20 protein-coding genes and 2 tRNA genes are annotated in these 18,953 nt (G+C 71.4%); 12 read left to right on the top strand and 10 right to left on the bottom strand.

Annotated features, from left to right (window positions below):
* The 12 genes from HMPREF3086_RS05195 to HMPREF3086_RS05250 all read left to right on the top strand — a co-directional run.
* The coding region (locus HMPREF3086_RS05195; protein ID WP_070720531.1) for a copper transporter at nucleotides 1-613 on the top strand (613 nt) is incomplete at its 5' end.
* 64 nt (nucleotides 614-677) lie between these two features.
* Nucleotides 678-2,507, top strand: coding sequence for a CTP synthase (locus tag HMPREF3086_RS05200; protein WP_070720536.1), 1,830 nt, complete (start codon nucleotides 678-680; stop codon nucleotides 2,505-2,507).
* Nucleotides 2,508-2,513: 6 nt separating this feature from the next.
* Nucleotides 2,514-3,083: an NUDIX domain-containing protein gene (locus tag HMPREF3086_RS05205; RefSeq protein ID WP_070720540.1), complete on the top strand. Its 570-nt coding sequence runs from the start codon at nucleotides 2,514-2,516 to the stop codon at nucleotides 3,081-3,083.
* A 17-nt stretch (nucleotides 3,084-3,100) separates the two neighbouring features.
* A complete protein-coding gene (locus tag HMPREF3086_RS05210; protein WP_070720543.1) occupies nucleotides 3,101-4,051 on the top strand; it encodes a tyrosine recombinase in 951 nt (316 codons plus the stop codon).
* 92 nt (nucleotides 4,052-4,143) lie between these two features.
* Nucleotides 4,144-5,019, top strand: coding sequence for a ParA family protein (locus tag HMPREF3086_RS05215; RefSeq protein ID WP_007629053.1), 876 nt, complete (start codon nucleotides 4,144-4,146; stop codon nucleotides 5,017-5,019).
* Between the two features lie 7 nt (nucleotides 5,020-5,026).
* Nucleotides 5,027-5,881 carry a segregation and condensation protein A gene (locus HMPREF3086_RS05220; protein ID WP_083324319.1) on the top strand — a complete coding sequence of 285 codons (855 nt, stop codon included), beginning with the start codon at nucleotides 5,027-5,029 and terminating at the stop codon, nucleotides 5,879-5,881.
* Complete coding sequence (scpB, locus tag HMPREF3086_RS05225) at nucleotides 5,872-6,600, top strand: SMC-Scp complex subunit ScpB (protein ID WP_083324320.1); 729 nt, start codon at nucleotides 5,872-5,874, stop codon at nucleotides 6,598-6,600. Before HMPREF3086_RS05220 ends, scpB begins: the two co-directional genes overlap by 10 nt.
* Nucleotides 6,601-6,607: 7 nt before the next feature.
* Complete coding sequence (locus HMPREF3086_RS05230; RefSeq protein WP_070720547.1) at nucleotides 6,608-7,366, top strand: pseudouridine synthase; 759 nt, start codon at nucleotides 6,608-6,610, stop codon at nucleotides 7,364-7,366.
* The gene (gene cmk, locus HMPREF3086_RS05235; RefSeq protein ID WP_246830912.1) at nucleotides 7,363-8,121 is read left to right on the top strand and encodes a (d)CMP kinase; all 759 of its coding nucleotides are present in this window, start codon (nucleotides 7,363-7,365) and stop codon (nucleotides 8,119-8,121) included. The genes HMPREF3086_RS05230 and cmk overlap by 4 nt, the downstream gene beginning before the upstream one ends.
* Nucleotides 8,118-9,584 (top strand): ribosome biogenesis GTPase Der, encoded by a 1,467-nt coding sequence (gene der / locus HMPREF3086_RS05240; protein WP_371441655.1) that lies wholly within the window; start codon nucleotides 8,118-8,120, stop codon nucleotides 9,582-9,584. The genes cmk and der overlap by 4 nt, the downstream gene beginning before the upstream one ends.
* Nucleotides 9,585-9,657: 73 nt before the next feature.
* Nucleotides 9,658-9,727 (top strand) — tRNA-Pro (locus tag HMPREF3086_RS05245).
* 20 nt (nucleotides 9,728-9,747) lie between these two features.
* A tRNA-Pro gene (locus HMPREF3086_RS05250) sits at nucleotides 9,748-9,821 on the top strand.
* A gap of 209 nt (nucleotides 9,822-10,030) precedes the next feature.
* Here the strand turns inward: HMPREF3086_RS05250 and HMPREF3086_RS05255 are convergent.
* From HMPREF3086_RS05255 to HMPREF3086_RS19260, 10 genes are all read right to left on the bottom strand, one after another.
* Nucleotides 10,031-11,197 (bottom strand): tyrosine-type recombinase/integrase, encoded by a 1,167-nt coding sequence (locus HMPREF3086_RS05255; RefSeq protein ID WP_210401841.1) that lies wholly within the window; start codon nucleotides 11,195-11,197, stop codon nucleotides 10,031-10,033.
* A gap of 43 nt (nucleotides 11,198-11,240) precedes the next feature.
* Nucleotides 11,241-11,456 carry a helix-turn-helix transcriptional regulator gene (locus HMPREF3086_RS05260; protein WP_024357612.1) on the bottom strand — a complete coding sequence of 72 codons (216 nt, stop codon included), beginning with the start codon at nucleotides 11,454-11,456 and terminating at the stop codon, nucleotides 11,241-11,243.
* On the bottom strand, nucleotides 11,453-12,025 hold the full coding sequence (locus HMPREF3086_RS05265) for a hypothetical protein (protein WP_024357611.1): 573 nt from the start codon (nucleotides 12,023-12,025) through the stop codon (nucleotides 11,453-11,455). Before HMPREF3086_RS05265 ends, HMPREF3086_RS05260 begins: the two co-directional genes overlap by 4 nt.
* A 15-nt stretch (nucleotides 12,026-12,040) precedes the next feature.
* A complete protein-coding gene (locus HMPREF3086_RS05270) occupies nucleotides 12,041-12,493 on the bottom strand; it encodes a single-stranded DNA-binding protein (protein ID WP_024357610.1) in 453 nt (150 codons plus the stop codon).
* A 53-nt stretch (nucleotides 12,494-12,546) separates the two neighbouring features.
* Nucleotides 12,547-14,343 (bottom strand): type IV secretory system conjugative DNA transfer family protein, encoded by a 1,797-nt coding sequence (locus HMPREF3086_RS05275; RefSeq protein ID WP_024357609.1) that lies wholly within the window; start codon nucleotides 14,341-14,343, stop codon nucleotides 12,547-12,549.
* The gene (locus tag HMPREF3086_RS05280; protein ID WP_036085151.1) at nucleotides 14,340-14,831 is read right to left on the bottom strand and encodes a hypothetical protein; all 492 of its coding nucleotides are present in this window, start codon (nucleotides 14,829-14,831) and stop codon (nucleotides 14,340-14,342) included. The genes HMPREF3086_RS05275 and HMPREF3086_RS05280 overlap by 4 nt, the downstream gene beginning before the upstream one ends.
* A 65-nt stretch (nucleotides 14,832-14,896) precedes the next feature.
* Nucleotides 14,897-16,444, bottom strand: a complete 1,548-nt coding sequence (locus HMPREF3086_RS05285) for an ATP-binding protein (RefSeq protein ID WP_024357607.1) — start codon at nucleotides 16,442-16,444, stop codon at nucleotides 14,897-14,899.
* On the bottom strand, nucleotides 16,441-17,277 hold the full coding sequence (locus tag HMPREF3086_RS05290) for a hypothetical protein (RefSeq protein WP_024357606.1): 837 nt from the start codon (nucleotides 17,275-17,277) through the stop codon (nucleotides 16,441-16,443). The genes HMPREF3086_RS05285 and HMPREF3086_RS05290 overlap by 4 nt, the downstream gene beginning before the upstream one ends.
* Nucleotides 17,278-17,329: 52 nt before the next feature.
* Entirely contained in the window at nucleotides 17,330-18,790 is a 1,461-nt protein-coding gene (locus HMPREF3086_RS05295) for an SCO6880 family protein (RefSeq protein WP_024357605.1), read from the bottom strand.
* The coding region (locus HMPREF3086_RS19260; protein WP_210401842.1) for a hypothetical protein at nucleotides 18,771-18,953 on the bottom strand (183 nt) is incomplete at its 5' end. The genes HMPREF3086_RS19260 and HMPREF3086_RS05295, both read right to left, overlap by 20 nt.

An 18,953-nucleotide genomic window follows, 5' to 3' on the forward strand; every position in this document is an offset into this window, starting at 1 on the left:
CATCGCCGCGGCGGGCGGCATCGACGCCGGCCGCGTGACCCTCACCGACAAGGCCGTGGACCCGGCCGCCGACGCGGAGTTGCAGGCACTCGTGGCCAACCTGCCGATCGGCACCGCCCCGACCGCCGACGCCGACCTGGGCACCCAGCTCGGCACCGCGCTCGGCCGCGCGGGGTTACTGCGCGCCGAGGACGCCGAGCCGCACCTGGCGGACGAGGACCGGGCGACCGTGCTCACCACCCTCGCGGACGCGGACGTCATCGACTTCGAACCCGGCACTCTCCGGCCCGGTCAGCTGGCGCTCGTCGTCACCGGCCCGCAGGAGCAGGAGTCGACCGCGGTCCGCGTGGCCGCCCTGGCCCGGACGCTCGACCGTGAAGGCGCGGGAACCGTGGTCTCCGCCCGCCTCGGAGAGGGCGCCGGCCACGACGCGGTGGGCGTCCTACGGTCCTCCGGCGAGGAGGACGTCTCGACCGTCGACGACGCGGGAACCGACGCCGGCCGTCTGGCGACGGCGTTAGCGCTGGCCGAGCAACTCGCCCGTGAGCAGGGTCACTACGGTCTCGCGCCGGACGCGTCCGCCGCGGCGCCGTCGCTCCCCCCGACGCCGTAGCGGTGATAGCCTGAAGCCCCGTGGGGTGCACCGGAGCCGCACCAGCATTCATCCATTCCGGCGTATGGACACGGGAGTCCCCTTGGCACTGAATCGAGCCGCATCGCGGTCCGCGACCAAGCACATCTTCGTCACCGGCGGCGTGGCGTCGTCGCTGGGCAAGGGGCTGACCGCCTCGAGCCTCGGGCAGCTGCTCACCGCCCGCGGACTCCGCGTCACCATGCAGAAGCTCGACCCGTACATCAACGTCGACCCGGGCACGATGAACCCCTTCCAGCATGGTGAGGTGTTCGTCACCGAGGACGGCGCGGAGGCCGACCTCGACCTGGGGCACTACGAGCGGTTCCTCGACCGCGACCTCAACGCCAAGGCCAACGTCACCACCGGCCAGGTCTACTCGGCGGTCATCGCCAAGGAGCGGCGCGGCGAGTACCTCGGTGACACCGTCCAGGTGATCCCGCACATCACCGACGCCATCAAGGAACGCATCATCGCGATGGGGGACCCTGATGATCAGGGTCGCCGTCCCGACGTGGTGATCACCGAGGTCGGTGGCACCGTCGGAGACATCGAGTCGCAGCCCTTCCTCGAGGCCTGCCGGCAGGTCCGCCACGAGGTCGGCCGGGAGAACATCTTCTTCCTCCACGTCTCCCTCGTGCCGTTCCTGGCGCCCTCGGGCGAGCTCAAGACCAAGCCGACCCAACACTCTGTTGCCGCGCTGCGGTCGATCGGCATCGTGCCCGACGGGCTGGTCCTGAGGTCGGACCGGAACGTGCCGGACGGCCTCAAGGCCAAGATCGCGCTCATGTGCGACGTCGACCTCGAGGGCGTCGTGTCCACGCCGGACGCGCCGAGCATCTACGACATCCCCAAGGTGCTGTTCAACGAGCACCTCGACACCCACGTCATCCGCCGCCTCAACCTGCCGTTCCGTGACGTCGACTGGACCGTGTGGGGCGACCTGCTCACGCGCGTGCACGAGCCGCGCGAGGAGGTCGAGATCGCCCTCGTCGGCAAGTACATCGACCTGCCCGACGCCTACCTGTCCGTGACCGAGGCCCTGCGGGCGGGCGGCTTCGCCCACCACGCGCGGGTCAACATCCGGTGGGTCGAGTCGGACGCCTGCACGACCGAGGCCGGCGCGCGCGAGGCGCTGCACGGCGTCGACGGCATGCTCATCCCGGGTGGCTTCGGCATCCGCGGCATCGAGGGCAAGCTCGGGGCGATCTCCTGGTCGCGCAAGAACAAGATCCCGCTGCTCGGGCTGTGCCTCGGACTGCAGTGCTCGGTCATCGAGGCGGCCCGCTCGGTCGGCCTCGAGGGCGCCTCCTCCAGCGAGTTCGAGCCCGACGGCGCGCACCCGGTGATCTCGACCATGGCCGACCAGGTCGACGCGGTCGCCGGCAACGCCGACCTCGGCGGGACGATGCGCCTGGGGTCCTACCCGGCCGTCCTCGCCAAGGGGTCGATCGTGGCCGAGGCGTACGGGACCACCGAGATCACCGAGCGCCACCGGCACCGCTACGAGGTCAACAACGCCTACCGCGACACGATCGCCGAGTCCGGTCTGCAGTTCTCCGGCACCTCCCCGGACGGCCACCTGGTGGAGTTCGTCGAGTACCCGCGCGAGCAGCATCCGTTCTTCGTGGCCACCCAGGCGCACCCGGAGTACAAGTCGCGTCCGACCCGGCCGCACCCGCTGTTCGTGGCCTTCATCAAGGCGGCCCTGGACTACGAGAACGAGATGCGGCTGCCTGTCGAGCCGTGGCGCTCCGGTCAGGCGGGGGAGAACTCCGCCGGCGTCGTCGACGCCCCGGACGCCAAGACCTCGACGGTCCGCGCCGACGAGGTCGACTCCGAGTCGGCCGCCGGCACCTCCGCGGACGGGAACTGAGCGCAGATGACCGACAGCGGTGCCCCCGGGTCCCACGACTACCGGACCGTCTCCAGCCGGGAGATCTTCGACGGTCGGGTGGTGCGCCTTCGTGTCGACACCCTGACCATGCCGGGCGGGGGCACCGCCGAGCGGGAGGTCTGCGGCCACGACGACGCGGTCGCGGTGGTGGCGCTGGACGACGAGCAGCGCATCACGCTGGTGCGGCAGTACCGTCACGCGGTGGGGGAGCGACTCTGGGAGCTTCCCGCCGGCCTGTGCGACGTCGAGGGTGAGGACCCCCTGGGGACCGCGCGCCGCGAGCTCGTCGAGGAGACCGGGCTCGAGGCCGAGCACTGGCGGCCGGTCATCGAGATGATCCCCTCACCGGGGTTCTGCACCGAGCGCGTGCACGTGTACCTGGCCACGGGGCTGCGCGAGGTCGGGCGCCCTGAGGCCGAACACGAGGAGGCGGACATGGAGGTCGCGCGCATCCCGTTCGCGGAGGCCGTCGACTCGGTCCTCGACGGACGGATCGTCAACGGCATCGCGGTGGCCGGCATCCTCGCGGCCCGCGCGGTGATCGACCGGCCCTGACGCGGCGGGCGTCGTCGATGACCTCCGGGGGCGGGGCGACCGCCCGGATCCGTGAGTACCTGGACCACCTCGCCGTCGAGAAGGGCGCGTCGGCCCACACCCTCGCCGCCTACCGTCGCGACCTGGACAGATACCGCCGCCACCTCGCCGCGATGGGCGTCGACGACCTCACCGCCGTCACGGAGGCGCACGTCGAGGACTTCCGCGCCCGGCTGGCCACCGGTGACCCGGACGAGGGCCGCCCCCCGCTGGCCCCGAGCTCGGTCGCGCGGACCCTCGCGGCGGTCCGCGGCTTGCACCGGTTCGCCACCCACGACGGAGTGACCGACACCGACGTCGCGGCGGCGGTCACCCCGCCCCGCCCGCCGCGCCGGCTGCCCAAGGCGCTGCCCGTCGATCGGATGATCGCCGTGATCGAGGCGGCGGGCGACACGGGCGTCGACACCGACCCGGCGCGACTGCGGGACCGGGCGATGCTCGAACTGCTCTACGCGACCGGGGCCCGGGCCGCCGAGCTGATCGGCCTGGACGTCGACGACCTCGACGGCCTGGACCACCCCGACGGCGGGACGGTGATCCTGCGCGGCAAGGGCGGCAAGGAGCGACTCGTCCCCGTGGGCCGCCCGGCGTGCGAGGCGGTGGGCGCCTACCTCACGCGCGCCCGGCCCGCGCTGGCGAAGCGAGGTGGACCCGCGTTGTTCCTCAACACGCGCGGCGGCCGGTTCTCGCGGCAGACCCTGTGGAACGTGGTCTCGGCGGCCGCGGCACGCGCGGGCGTGACGCAGGAGGTGTCCCCGCACTCGTTCCGGCACTCGTTCGCCACCCACCTGCTCGACGGCGGAGCGGACATCCGTGTGGTGCAGGAGCTGCTGGGACACGCCTCGGTCACCACCACGCAGGTGTACACCCTCGTCACGGTCGACACGCTCCGCGAGGTCTGGGCCGAGTGCCACCCCCGCGCACGGTAACGTGACCGTGGGTACGGCGCGGGCCGCGAGACAGGCGGGTCCGGGTGAGACGGTGACGAGAGGAGACGCGGGTGGCGCAGGGCACTGGGGCGATGGATCCCGCGTTGTTCTCGCGCGCGGAGCTGCTGGGCGCGGACGACCCCGCCGCCGGTGAGGGCTTCTCCGCGATCCCCGAGCCCGAGCCCCTGACCTCGCACGGGCCCGCCGTGGTGGTGTCGATGTGCAATCAGAAGGGCGGCGTCGGGAAGACCACCAGCACCATCAACCTCGCCGCCGCGTTGGCCGAGTACGGGCGTCGCGTGCTCGTGGTGGACCTCGACCCGCAGGGCGCGCTGTCGGCCGGCCTGGGCATCCCGCACCACCAGCTCGACCTGACCGTCTACAACCTGCTCGTGGACAACTCCGTGTCCACCGAGGAGGTCCTGGTCCGGACGCGCGTCGAGGGCGTGGACCTCATCCCCGCGAACATCGACCTGTCGGCGGCGGAGATCCAGCTGGTCAACGAGGTGGGGCGCGAGCAGGCTCTGGGCCGGGCGCTGTACCCGGTTCTCGACCGCTACGACTACGTGCTGATCGACTGCCAGCCGTCCCTGGGCCTGCTCACCGTGAACGCGCTGGCCTGCTCGGACGGGGTACTCATCCCCATGGAGTGCGAGTACTTCTCCCTGCGCGGCCTCGCGCTGCTCACGGACACGATCGACAAGGTCCGCGACCGGATCAACCCGCGTCTGCACCTGACCGGGATCCTCATCACCATGTTCGACCGGCGCACGGTCCACGCCCGCGACGTCCTGGGCCGGGTGGTCGAGGTGTTCGGCGACAAGGTCTTCGACACGCTCGTGACCCGCACGGTCCGCTTCCCGGAGACCACCGTCGCCGGGGAGCCGATCACCACGTGGGCCCCGAGGTCCGCGGGGGCCCAGGCCTACCGTGCCCTGGCGCGCGAGGTCATCCAACGCGGCAGGTGAGCGCGCGGTGACCGGGGTGGGGGCGCCATCTCCCGAGCGGGACGGCGCCGGGGACACCGCCGCCGCCGAGGCCGGGGACCCGCGGGCGTTCACCGTCCACCTCACGAACTTCACGGGCCCGTTCGACCTGCTGCTGGGACTCATCGACTCGCGCCGACTGGACGTCACCGAGGTCGCGCTCCACGCCGTGACCGACGAGTTCATCGCCCACACGCGCCGGCTGGGCGAGGAGGCGGGGCTGGAGGAGGTCACCGAGTTCCTCGTGGTGGCGGCGACGCTGTTGGACCTCAAGACCGCGCGGCTGGTGCCGTCGGGGGAGGTGCAGGACCCCGAGGACCTGGCGCTGCTGCAGGCCCGCGACATGCTGTTCGCTCGGTTGCTGCAGTTCCGGGCGTTCCGGCGGGTGGCGGAGCTGTTCGCCGAGCTCGACCGGACCGCGCGGCACTCGTATCCCCGGACCGCCGGGCCGGACGAGGAGTTCCTCGGACTGCTGCCCGAGGTCGAGCTCGGGGTGGATCCGGAGCAGTTCGCCACCATCGCCGCGGTGGCGTTCCGGCCGCGGCCGGTGGAGGAGGTGGGGGTGGGGCATGTCCACGCTCCCGTGGTCTCGGTTCCCGAGCAGGCCGCCCGCGTCCTCGAGCTGCTGCGTTTCCATGGCGAGGGCCGGTGGGTGGATTTCCGCGAACTGGTCTCGGGCTGTGACGAATCCCTCGTCGTCGTCGCCAGGTTCCTCGCCCTGTTGGAGTTGTACCGGGCGCGCGCGGTCGCGCTCTCCCAGGACGAGGCGCTGGGGGAGTTGTCGGTGAGCTGGACCGGCGGCGAGGCCGACGACGTGACGAGGGGGAGGGACGAGTGGACGTGAGTGGTGACGTGGGCGCTCCCGGCGACGTGGGTCGGGTGGGCGCGGTGGGACCGGGGGGCGACGACGACGAGCTCGGTGGCCCCGGAACGGACGTCCCGCCCCTGCGGGCGCGGCTCGAGGCACTGTTGCTCGTGGTGGACCAGCCGACGGCGGAGAACGTGCTGGCGGCGGCCGCCGGGTCCACGGTCGCGGAGGTCGAGGCGGAGTTGAACGCGTGGCGCGATGAGCTCACCGCGGCGGGCAGCGGGATCGACCTGAGGCGCACCGGCGACGGCTGGCGGCTCTACACGCGTCGCGAGCTGGCGCCGTACGTCGAGCGGCTCCTCACGGACGGGACGAGCTCGCGGCTGACCCGCGCCGCGTTGGAGACCCTCGCGGTGATCGCCTACCGTCAGCCGGTGACCCGTTCCCGCATCGCGGCGGTCCGCGGCGTCAACGTCGACGGCGTCATGCGGACCCTCGTGGCGCGCGGACTGGCGGTCGAATGCGGCACTGACGCCGACACCGGGGGCATGCTGTATAGGACGACGGAACTATTTCTGGAAAGATTGGGTCTCGCGTCGCTCGACGAGCTGCCGGACATCGCCCCGCTGCTCCCGGATGTCGACCTGGTCGACGAGATGAGCGACGACCCCGCGGAGGATCCGCGGATCCCCCTGGGGCGGCGCCGCGCGGCGGCGCCCGGACCCACCCCCCGAGACGACGACGAAGAGATGTGACTCACCCATGACTGAATCCGCTGGCCGAGACGGCGCACCGGTCCGCCTGCAGAAGATCCTGGCCCAGGCCGGGGTCGCCTCCCGCCGGGCCTCCGAGGAACTCATCGCCCGCGGGCGGGTGGAGGTCGACGGGAAGATCGTGCGCGAGATGGGCGTCAAGGTGGATCCCGTCACCGCCGTGATCCGCGTCGACGGCACCCGCATCGTGCTCGACGACACCCTCGTGCACCTCGCGCTCAACAAGCCCCGCGGGTACCACACGACCATGTCCGACGAGATGGGTCGGCCCTGCGTGGGCGACCTCGTGGCCGACCGCATCGACGCGGGACAGCGCCTGTTCCATGTCGGCCGCCTCGACGCCGACACCGAGGGCCTGCTCCTGGTGACCAACGACGGCGAGCTGGCGCACCGCCTCATGCACCCGTCATATGAGGTGTCCAAGACGTACATGGCGACCGTCACCGGCGTGGTCGGCAAGGGCATCGGCAAGCAGCTGCGCGAGGGCGTCGAGCTCGAGGACGGTCCGGCGAAGGTCGACCAGTTCTCGCTCCTCGACGTCCACGACGGGCGGTCGCTGGTCAAAGTAGTGCTCCACGAGGGGCGCAAGCACATCGTCCGTCGGCTGCTCGCCGAGGTCGGCCACCCGGTCGAGTCACTCGTCCGGACCCGCTTCGGCTCGGTCGCGCTCGGCGACCAGCGCGCGGGCACCTTCCGCAAGCTCAACCGCAGAGAGGTCTCCGACCTCTACCAGGCGGTGGGCCTGTGAGCGCCGTCCCCGCCTCCGCCTCCGCGACGGGGCCCGCGCCCGCGCCCGCGCCGCGTCGCCGTATCGCCATCGACGGGCCGGCCGGTACCGGTAAGTCCACGCTCGCCCGGACGCTGGCGCGCCGGCTCGGCGGTGCCTACCTCGACACCGGCGCCATGTACCGGGTCGCCACCCTGCAGGTCCTGCGCGCCGGGATCGACGCCGAGGACTCCGCCGCCGTCATCGCCGCGACCGCGGATCTCCCCCTGGAGATCGGCACCGACGCCGGCGCCGAGTGCGTCCTGCTCCGCGGCGAGGACGTGAGCGAGGAGATCCGCACCGCCCGCGTCACCGCGGCCGTCTCCGCGGTGTCGGCCGTGCCGGAGGTGCGTGAGAACCTCGTCCGGCTCCAACGGCGCCTGGCGTCCGACGGCGGCACGGTCGTCCTCGAGGGCCGGGACATCGGCACCGTCGTCCTGCCGGACGCCGAGGTGAAGATCTACCTCACCGCCAGCCCGGAGGTCCGCGCGCGCCGCCGTACCGACCAGGACCGGGCCGCCGGACGCGCGGCCGACTACGACGAGGTGCTCGCCGCCGTCATCGAGCGCGACCGCAAGGACTCCACGCGCGCCGCGAGCCCGCTGCGGCCGGCCGCCGACGCGGTCGTCATTGACACCTCCGACCTCACCCTCGACGAGGTGCTCGACCGGTTGGTCGCGCTCGCCGAGGGCACCCACGCGTCGCACGGCGCCACCGCAGAAGGGAACGCACAGTGACGAGCAACGAGGACACCACCGACTTCGACCTGCCGACCGGCCCCGGCGAGGAGACCGTCGAGGACGCCTGGAACGACGACACAGACTGGGACGCGGTCGCCGCGGAGTTCGCCGACGAGATCGGGGCGGTGACCGAAGGCGTGGAGATCCTCCCCACCGTCGCGATCGTCGGCCGCCCCAACGTCGGCAAGTCCACCCTGGTCAACCGGATCATCGGCCGCCGCGAGGCCGTGGTCGAGGACGTCCCGGGCGTCACGCGCGACCGCGTCTCCTACGAGGCGCTGTGGAACGGCCGGACCTTCATGGTCCAGGACACCGGCGGCTGGGAGCAGGACGCCAAGGGCATGCACCGCTCGATCGCCCAGCAGGCCGAGATCGCCATGGGGACCGCCGACCTCATCGTGCTGGTCTGTGACGGCACCGTGGGGATCACCGCGGCCGACGAGACGGTGGCCAGGAGTCTGCGCCGCGCCGACACCCCGGTGATCCTCGCCGTCAACAAGGTCGACAGCGACAAGGCCGAGTTGGAGGCCGCCGAGTTCTGGGGACTCGGCCTCGACCAGCCCTACGCCATCTCCGCGGCACACGGGCGCGGCACCGCCGACCTGCTCGACGAGATCCTGAGGCAGCTGCCCTCCAAGGCGAGGATGCGCGAGGCGGCCGACGTGCCGCGCCGGGTGGCCCTGGTGGGCAAGCCCAACGTGGGCAAGTCGAGCCTGCTCAACAAGCTCACGGGCGAGGACCGCGCCGTGGTCGACAACGTCGCCGGCACCACGGTCGACCCCGTCGACTCGCTGGTCGAGCTCGGGGGCCGCACGTGGCGGTTCGTCGACACGGCCGGGCTGCGGCGCAAGGTCAACCAGGCCTACGGGCACGAGTACTACGCCTCGCTGCGCACCCGCGGTGCGATCGAGGCCGCCGAGGTCGTGGTGCTGCTCCTCGACGCCTCCGAGCCCATCACCGAGCAGGACCTGCGGGTGATCTCCATGGTCGCCGACGCCGGGCGCGCACTGGTGATCGCGTTCAACAAGTGGGATCTCGTCGACGAGGACCGCCGCTACGACCTGGACAAGGAGATCGACCGCGAGCTGTCACGGGTCCTCTCCTGGGCGCACCGTGTCAACATCTCCGCCAAGACGGGCCGTGCGCTGGCGAAGCTGGTGCCGGCGATGGAGACCGCGCTCGACTCGTGGGACAAGCGGATCCCCACCGGGCCGCTCAACACATGGATGAACGAGGTCGTCGCCGCGACCCCACCACCCATGCGCGGCGGACGCCTGCCCCGCATCCGGTTCTGCACCCAGGCCACCACCCGGCCGCCGACGTTCGTGTTCTTCTCCACGGGATTCCTCGAGGCCGGCTACCGCCGGTTCCTCGAGCGTCGACTGCGTGAGACGTTCGGTTTCGACGGGTCCCCGGTGCGGGTCAACGTCCGCGTCAAGGAGCGTCGACAGCGCAAGTGACCAGGCGATTTCGGTACGGGCGAGTGGGTGCGCTAGTCTGATCCAGTCGCCGCGCGAGCCGCGGAGACGGTGACGGGCTGTGGCGCAGCTTGGTAGCGCACTTGACTGGGGGTCAAGGGGTTCACCCCCTCCGGTCGGCCCGAACAACTGAAAATTGAAGCCACGGGATGTGGCGCAGCTTGGTAGCGCACCTGACTGGGGGTCAGGGGGTCGCAGGTTCAAATCCTGTCATCCCGACAGAAAAGCCCTGATGAGAAGCCATTTTCATCAGGGCTTTGTCATGTCCGTCGACGGGTTTTTGTTGGTCCCCCTCTGGTCCCCTCGCCACCGCATCGTTGCCGTCCCGCAGACGTCGGAGACCGTATCTGGCTCTCTGGAGGTCGTTGTCTGTGGATAAGGGGACCAAAAGGGGACCAGAGCCTCCGATCGCGGCTCCCGGCTACCTGTCACAGTGACCTCGAGGCCTCGCGCCGGCTCGGTCTGCCGGCCTTGGCGGATCGGGCAAGGAAGGCGTTCGCCTGTTCGGCAGCGGAGGCCAGATGGCGGTCGTCGGGGTGCAGGTATCCGCGTGTGGTCTCGACGGAGGCGTGGCCGAGGATGTCCTGGAGGACGTGCAGCGGGATGCCTGCGTCCGCCATCCATGTCGCCCCGGTGTGCCGGAGGCCGTGCCGGGTAAGGTCGGGCAGGCCGAGATCGCTGACGATCTGGTCCCAGTTCGTCGCGTCCCGCACGGTCGCGGTCGTGAGAGCACCGCCCTTCGGGCCGACCAGCAGCCGATCCTCGGGCTCCTTGCGTTCCGCGAGGCGTTCCAGGATCGGGCGGAGCGGGTCGAGGATCGGGACGCGGCGTTCTCTGCGGCCTTTGGTCTGCTTCGTGATGAGCCCGCCTTTGCCGGGGTAGGTCTGCCGCGCGATCACCACGATGTTCTTGTCGAACCGGACGTCACCGGCCTGAAGGCCCGAGACCTCGGAGGAGCGCGCTGCGAGGAGGGCGGCGAGCATGACGAAGTCGGAGTACGACTGGTGGACCTTCCCGCAGGCTTCAGCGAGCGTCGTCAGCGTTCCCATGTCCGGGATCGCATGGGCGCGTGGGGAAGCATCCTCCGCAGGCTGGAGACGGAAGGCATTGCGGTTCAGGCTGCGCTTGGCACGGTTCTTCGCGGGGTTGATCGGGATGAGCCCGTCGCGCACTGCTTCGTCGAGGACCCGCACGAGAGGTGCGATCGAGTTCTTGATCGTTGACGCCCTATGCCGTTTCTCCCAGGCATCGATGGTGCGGTCGATGATCCCGGCGGTGATCTGCGTGACGGGTAGGTGCCCGAGGGCAGGTAGCACGCGGAGCTTGAGCCCGTACCCGTAGGTCTCCCCGGTGGAGGTGGGGTCGAGGCCGCGCGCCCATCGGTCGCCGATCGTGGTGACGAACTCGGTGAGCGTCATGGACACGTCCATGCCCTTGGCCGATGACTGCCGCAGCGAGTCGAAGAACTCGTGCGCTGCAGCCTCGTCAGCGACGATCTCGGAGCGGATGATGCGGCGTTTGCTGATCGGGTCCGTCCAGCGGGCACGGGCGCGGATGCCGTAGGAGCGACGTTCCAGGTCGGTGGAGATCCTCACGCCGACCGGAGGCACCGGCTTCGGTTGCGCGTGCGGGAGCGGCTCAGCCTTCCGGGGCATGGCTGTGCTCCAGCCCCGCCAGCCAGGCGTCGACCGCGTCGATGCGGTACCGGGCGATCCCGCCCAGCCGCAGGAACGGCGGCCCCTGACCAGCCGAACGCCACCTCGACAAAGTCGACTCGGACACCTTGAGATAGGCGGCGATCTCGCGACTGTCCATGAGAGGGGAGACCACGATCGTGCCGCCGGTATCGCTCATGCGACTTCTCCGGTGTTCGGGTTGAGCCCGGCATAGAAGTCGTCCTCGGCCTGGCGGCGGGCGGCGACATCGTCGAGGACGAACTGCACGAAGTCCTGATCCCGGTGAGCGATGATCGTGTCCTCGACCGGGCCTGCCGGGTCCTCGCCGGGCCAGGTGGTTTGCCGGGTCGGGCGGTCTCGGTCGAGACGGGTTCCGGAAGCGGCGACCCAGTCGCGGAGCCGCTGGCGGGCGTCGGCGAAGTCGCGATGCCAGCCCAGCGGGGCGGAGCCGTTCTGCTCCGGGTCGTAGGCGGACAGCCAATGCAGGTGCAGAGCGCTCAGCTCCCACAACAGCTCCGGGTGGCGGTGCCAGAACGGCGGAACCACCGAAGCAGGCAGCCCGTAGGTGCGGCGCAGCCAGTCGACCCAGCGGTTCAGTTCCAGCCACTCGGCCTCCGCTTCCTCGCTGGTCAGGAGGTTCCAGTTGATCGGGTGCGGAGGCTCCGGGATCAGCGGCCCGTTGAACTCCTCGGACTCCTCGTCCAGGTCCGGCTCGTCGGTCTCGGGGGCGGTGTCGTTCTGGTTCATCGCGGTCACCGCCGTTCAGAGCCCGAGCGCCGGGGCGGTGCCCGAGCTCTCTCGATGAGCTGCGCCGGCCGCCTGTCCCACAGGCTCCTGCGTCGTGGCGGGCTGGCGGCGGGTGCGGTCGACCTCGTAGCTCGTGCGGGCGAGGTCGTGGCCGAGCTTCTTCGCGACGAACTCCTCGGACTTGACCACCTCGCCGTCCGGAGCGGTCCGGTCGTACTCGCGGGTGTAGCCCTCGGCGACGAACTTGTCTCCCTTGGCGAGCCGGTCGTGGGCGCGCTCGGCGGTCTTCTTGAACGCCACGAGGTCGTGGAAGGTCGTCTCGGTCTGCGTGAAAGACCCGTCCGGCTCCTTGCGATAGTGCTCCTGCCCGATCTTGGCGTAGAACCGGGCATCGCCCCGCTCCGTGTAGGTGAGCTGCGGGTCGGAGGCGATGAACCCCGAGACGGATTCCTGCGTGTGGAGAGCCATTGGACTGCCCCTCTTTCTGACATCGGCGGCGACCCCACGATGGGGCCGCTCTGTCAGGCAGGTGCGCCCGGCGGCTCCTCCGAGCGGTGCTGCAGCGTCGCCTCGATGTCGGCCCGGTCGTCGCGCAGCTGTTTCGCGTCGGGCCGGTCGGTCCAGGTCCGCATCCGGGTGACGATGGGTGGTGCGGAGCGCAGCAGCACCAGTGCAGTCCCGAACGGGAGGGTGCGGATCGTGTCGGGCGGCATGATCGGCACGCGGCGGATGGAGCGTTGCGCGGAGCGGGAGCCGTGGTCTCCGACCGTGGTGGAGTCGGTCACCTCGTCGCGCTCGCCGATGAGCGTGGTGAGGTCGTGCAGGTCCTTGGAGTTCGACGCTCCGCCCAGGACGATCTTGACGATGGAGGCGTCCCAGATCGCGCCGGCCGCGTTTTCCGACCACTTCTCCCGCGCCTGCGCGAGGCTTTGGAGGACGGGCATCGTCGTGATCCCGGTTCCGCCGCCCTCAGCCATGAGCGTCGGTAGCGACGGCAGCGGGGCGAGGTTGCCGACCTCATCGAGCGCGAGCAGCAGTGGCGGGTCGAGGCGGGCGCCGGGGCTGGTGGCGGCGAGGCGGCGGGCAGCTTCCACGACGTCTTCCACGAACGCAGCCACCAACGCAGCGGAGTTGTTGGCGCCGGCTCCGGTGGCGAGCAGGTAAAGGGTTCCTCGGTCGCGGAGGAACGCTTCGGGGTCGAAGTCCTCGTCTTCGCGCGGCGATACGGCGTCGAGCACGCGCGGGTCTGCCAGCGCGGCCAGGGCAAGCGAGACGCCTTGCCAGATGGAGTCGCGGGTTCTGGGGTCGGAGTCGATCATCGCCTGCAACGAGTCCGCCCACCCAGTCGCGGCTCGCGGGTTCGCGGTAAGGATCGCGACCGCGTCCGCGGCGGCGGAGGGGTCGAGGGTCCAGCGGAACAGTTCCGAGGGTGGCCGGTGGTCGAGGGCGGCGGCGTGGAGTAGCGCTTGGAGCGCGGTTCTCGTCTTGCCCTCCCAGAACCCGCCGCCCTCGACCCCGCCGGCCGAGAGACCGGTGCCGGCGGCGAGGCCGGTCGCCCGGATCATCGCCGTCAGCGGGTCCTCACACCCGCGGATGGGTGACCACCTGAGCCCGGCGGGCAGGCCTTCGGCGAGGTGCTGCGGGTCGAACACCGCGACCGGGCCGATCTTCTGCCGGGCGCGGAGGGTCGCGGTGAGGTTGTCCGGGCGGGTGCTCGTCGTGACGACTGCGCCAGGGCCGTCCAAGATGGCGTTGATGACGATGTGGGCACCCTTGCCGGAGCGGGGCGGGCCGATCAGCAGGATGCTGTCCTCGACGGACGCCCAGACGCTCGTGCCATGTGAGGCGCCGATCCGGTAGCCGACATCCTCCGGCCGCGGCTGGTGGAGCGAGGGCCGCAGGTGACCGGCCCGGCGCAGCAGCGCCGCCTCTGAGGCGGCCTTGGCGACTTCGCTGCGGGTGGCGATCCCGGCGATGCGGTAAGGGTCCGTCTTCACGCGGCGGCCGTGCTCGCGGAAGAACCGCCACGCCCACCAGCCGGCCACCCCGGCGCCGAGGACCAGCAGACCGGCGGTGATCCAGTACGCGACGACGTTCAGGCCAGGAGCGTCGAGCGCGGCAGCGGGGTCGCCGGAGTGTAGCAGCACACCCAGGCCCGCCTCGATCCCGCCGGTGGGCTGGCCGGTCCCGGTGATCCAGGCGGCGACAGACCCGGCGCCGCGGAGGATGGCGGCGAGGACCGCGGCACCGATGAGGATGCCGATGCCGAGGTTGCTCAGCTCGTCCCCGAGCGCCCCCGCGGGCCGGGGCGTGCTCATTCGGGGTGCCCGATCGTGAAGGTGCCGGAGACCCGGCCGAGCAGGATGACCTCGCGGGTCGGGCTCCCGGCGAGCTGTGCCGCCTCGATGATGCCGCGCATGGTGCCATCCGGGGCGGCGTCGCCGTGGGCGATGACGACGGCGATCGCGACGTCCTCACCCGGCACGAACCCCTCCCCGTGCAGCACGACGAGATCCGTCGCCGGTCGGCGGGCCGGTTCCTCCGATGCCGGCTCTGGATCGGATTCGGTGCGGCGGCGCCTGCTCGGGGTGATGATGTCGGTGAACACGGTTCCTTCCGCTTCGCGCACCTCGACCCGCACCGGGGAGCGGCGCAGGTCGGTGAGCTGGTCGAGGACGCGGGCGAAGTCCTCCCGCCGCCACGGCGGCGCGAACGGCTCTGGCTCGAACGGCGCCCCGTCGACAGTGACGGTCATGCGGCCGTCCTCGGCGATGGCGATGGCGACGAGCGGGAGCACGACCGGCACGGGCTCGACACTCCCGTCTCGAGATGCGGGTTCGCCCCAGGATCGCTTGTAGCGGGGCCGGGGCATCAGGAATCCTGCCGATCGTTCGGGATTCCTGAAGGCACGTCGAGATTCCTGAACTCATGGGAATCGCTCGTCATACGGCCGGTGGTGTCGAACGCGGCGAGCTCGGCGGGGTGGAGCTGATGCTGGACGACGAAGCTGCGGTCCTTGATCCGCCAGAGCCCCTGCCCGGTTCCGAGCCCTGGGAGCAGCTTCTGCTCGGTGCCGGTGAGCCCGAGCGCGAGGGCGGTGGAGCCGAGCTGGTCCGGCTCCTGCCGGTACACGATCCGCGTCTCCGCATTCGCCAGCAACGACGAGGCGAGGGCGCGCATCGCGGTCCCGGCATCGCCGACGTTGTCGAGGTCGGAGAGCTTGTGGAAGATGAGCATGTTCGCGATCCCGAAGTGCCGCGCCAGCCTCCACTGGGCGTCCATGCGGCGAAGCAGCGCCGGGTACTGCATGAGCCGCCACGCCTCGTCGTAGATCACCCATCGCTGTCCGCCTGCCGGGTCGGACAGGGCGGACTCCATCCATGCGGACGAGCAGGTCATCAGCACCGAGATCAGCGTGCTGTTCTCCGCGACCCGCGACAGGTCGAGCGACACCATCGGCAGCGACGGGTCGAACCGCACAGTGCTGGGCCCGTCGAACAGGCCTTGGAGGTCTCCAGCGACGAGCCGACGGAGCGCGTGGCCGACGAGCCGGCCATCTTCCGCGAGCCGGCCGTCCTCGTCGTCGACGCGGCTGGGGCTGAGGATGCGGTCGACGACCATCGGCAGGATCGGGACCTCGGCGCTCCTCACAGCGTCTTGAAGGGCGAGGTCGATCGCGGTGTGCTCCAACGGCGACAGCGCCCGATCCAGCACGGTCTCTGCGAGGGCGCCGATGAGGTCGCGGCGGCGAGAGGCGACCTGCATCGCCCACTCCGCATCCGACACCGCAGACGGCCGGTGGCCCTCATCGAGCGGGTTGAGCCTGTTGCGCAGGCCGTGGCCAAGGATGATCGCCCGCCCGCCGACCGCCTCCGCAACACTCGTATGCTCCCCTTTCGGGTCGCCGGGAACGTAGACCCTGCGTCCGAACGGCAGGCTGCGCGTGTACAGCGACTTCGCCAGGGACGACTTGCCGCTCCCCACGATGCCGGCGAGCACGACGTTCGGCGCCGTGATGAGCCCCCGCTGATAGAGCACCCAGGGGTCGAACACGAACGATCCGCCGCTGTAGAGGTCCTGGCCGACGAAGACGCCCTGGCTGCCGAGGCCGGCTTCGGCCAGGAAGGGGTACTGGCCGGCGAGCGTCGCGGAGGTGTCCTGGTGCTTGGGGAGCCGGAACCGGCCCGGCGTCCGCAACGCCGCAGGTCCCGCCTCGCCGGCGGCGGGCAGGTAGCTCGTGCTGCGGCGTTCAGCCTGCTCCGCCTCCCACTTCGCCCGAGCTTCTAGCTTGCGATGCTGGCGGGCATCGGTCTCGACCTTCGCCGCCGCCTGCCGGCGGGCCTTGCGTGCCCGGCGCCGCTCGCCTTCGGGCCCGACGAGCACAGCGGTGTGCAGGCGGCTGTCGTCCTGCCCGGTCACAGCGCCAGCCCCCGGCCGTGTGCGGAGGCGGTGCCGGGGCGGCGGGTGAACCAGTCGGCCCCGTCTCGCCCCCGACTGACCGCGGCGCCGACTGCACGCGTGGACTTGTGCGCGGCGCGTTCCGCTTCCCGCCCCGACTCCGATGCGGATGCGGAGGCCGGGGCGTCGACGCCGAGGAGTGCCGGATCGCGCATAGTGTCGTGCTCGCGCAGCAGCGAGACGTGCCCGAGGAAGGGGTTGTAGGTGAGCGTGTAGACGTCTCTGGTCGCCACCTTGTCGAGCGCACCTGCCGGGGGCTCGTCGTAGACGTATCCGTTCTCGAGCGCGGCCTGGGTGGTCTCCGCTCCGTAGTCGTGCCCGGCCAGGTGCTCGATCGCTGCATCCGTCCCGTCGCGGTCGATCAGCTCCAGCACCTCGTCGGCCTCGGAGCCTTCCAGGAACACGACGCTGACCCACCGCCTCGCCGGGCCGTCCTCGACGGCAGGTGCTGGGTGCCAGGCGATGCGGCCGGAGTGCTGGGAGGCGGCGTCCAGCCGCCACTCCACGGTGTCCAGCAGGGTGCCGGCCTGGTGCAGCTCGTCGGCAGCCGCGAGAGCCGAGGTTGCGCCAGCGGCTTGATTCCCGGCGTCGTCGTGCGCCCTGGCGCGGGCGTTGATATGGGCGGAGGCGAGCTGGTCGAGCACTTGCCGCAGCGACCTGACGCCGGCGAGCAGCTCTCCGATCACCGGGTAGGTGTCGGCGGGGCTCGCGAACGTCCGGGTCGCGTGGGCCAGGCCCCGCAGCGCGGCGGACGCCTCAGCGGCGTCCGCGAGCGGGTCATCGAAGATCGGCATGATCAAGGCTCCTCACAAGAAGGCGTGACGGTTGGTGAGCAGGTGCGCCGAGTCAGACCGGCCGGCACAACGGCAGCGCGGCAGCGGTGAACGCCTGCGCCTGCTGACCGACGAGCCGCCTGGTCTCGCAGGACGCTTGGATCGCCGCCTGCTCGACCGCCGCCACCGCCGCGTCGAGCTCGTCCACGGTCGGCGCGGACACGGAGACGAGGCCGGAGACGCGCAGGACGCCGTGCCCGGCAGTCAGGTCCGCCTCCTGCTGGAGCACGTCGTCCAGCTCGGCGCTGCTGGCCGCGTCGTCGATCTGCCCTATCTTGCGCCGCTGGGCGGCATCGGAGATGAGCTCGGTCTTCTTCTTCCGCAGGTCCCGCGCTGCTTGGTCGGCGCGAACCGGGGTGTAGTGCAGGGCGAGGGTGCGCAGGATGCCGTTGGACAGCACGAGCGGGGCAAGGAAGCCGGGATACACCTGCGAGCGAGGCCACTCGGTGATCCACAGCACCGCATGGTGCGCGGAGTCCGACCGCAGCCGGTCCCAGGTCTCCGTGACCGCGACCGGGCCGGCCGTCGCCAGGTCACGGCCGAGGTCCCCGTGCCGCTCCAGCGCGGGCGCGGCGGCGGGGTCGTAGGCCGAGCGCAGGACGACGGCGACCTCGCCGGGCGCCAGCCATCCGGTCGACGTGAGCTCCGCCGCGCGCAACGCCGTCGTCAGCGTGCTCATCTCCTGCCGCAGCACCGCGGCCGCACCCCGTATCCCGCCACCGCTGGTCCTGATCTGCCGGGCGGCGGCCTTCATGTCGAGCGCGAGCGAGATGGTCGTCGCGTGGCGTTCTCCGGCGGGGCCGGCGCGGTCGATGAGCTCGGCGTAGGTGGTCGCGGCCCAGGAGCCGTCGTCGGTGCCGTGCGTGCGCCACCACTCCGCCAGGCCCGTCCCGGAATCCGGCAGGGTCCGCTCGGACACCTGGATGCGGGCGATCCGTCCGGAACGGCACGCGGCGGCCAGCACGCGGCCCCAGCCGGAGACCCGGCGCTGCTGCTCACCCGGATCGAGCAAGACGAACGCGGGGTGGGAGACGCCTAGGATCGCGGTGAGGGTCTGTGCGTGCGGGTCGTGGATCATCGCAGCCCCGGTCTCGGGGTCCTCCCACTCCCGCAGCGGCGCCGCATCGCCCGGTAGGGAGAGCGTCCCGGCGGGGCGGGGCTTGATGACGCGGCGCCGGTAGACGAGCTGCCCGAGATAGGTCCGGGCGGCCCAGCGGGCGAGGACCGGCACCCACTCGATCACCTTCCGGCCCCCGGCAGGGATCACCGCGAGCAGGGCGCAGGTGCCCCAGACGGGTGCGGTCCAAGCGAAGCCCATCCCGCCGGCGGCGTAGAGGGAGAAGACGACCGTGAGCACCGCGACGCCCAGGACGATGAGCTGCGGCAGGGACAGGCCGAGCATGATGCCGCGCCTGGCGAGCCGGGAGAACTGCACCGGTGCCAGCGGGTAGTCGCTAGTCGAGTTCGTGACCATCAGGTGTTACTCCTTCCCGGCCGGTGCGGACGATGGCGGAGGCGGCGGGTCCTGCCGGCGCCGAGGCGCGGGCGAGGACTCTGCAGGCCCGGGAGAGGGCGGCGTTGACGGTGCGGGACGCGGCGGGGTGCCCTGCGACGGCGGCGGGGATGCCTGCTCGGCC

This window comes from Dietzia sp. HMSC21D01, from assembly GCF_001815995.1.
GTDB lineage: Bacteria > Actinomycetota > Actinomycetes > Mycobacteriales > Mycobacteriaceae > Dietzia > Dietzia cinnamea.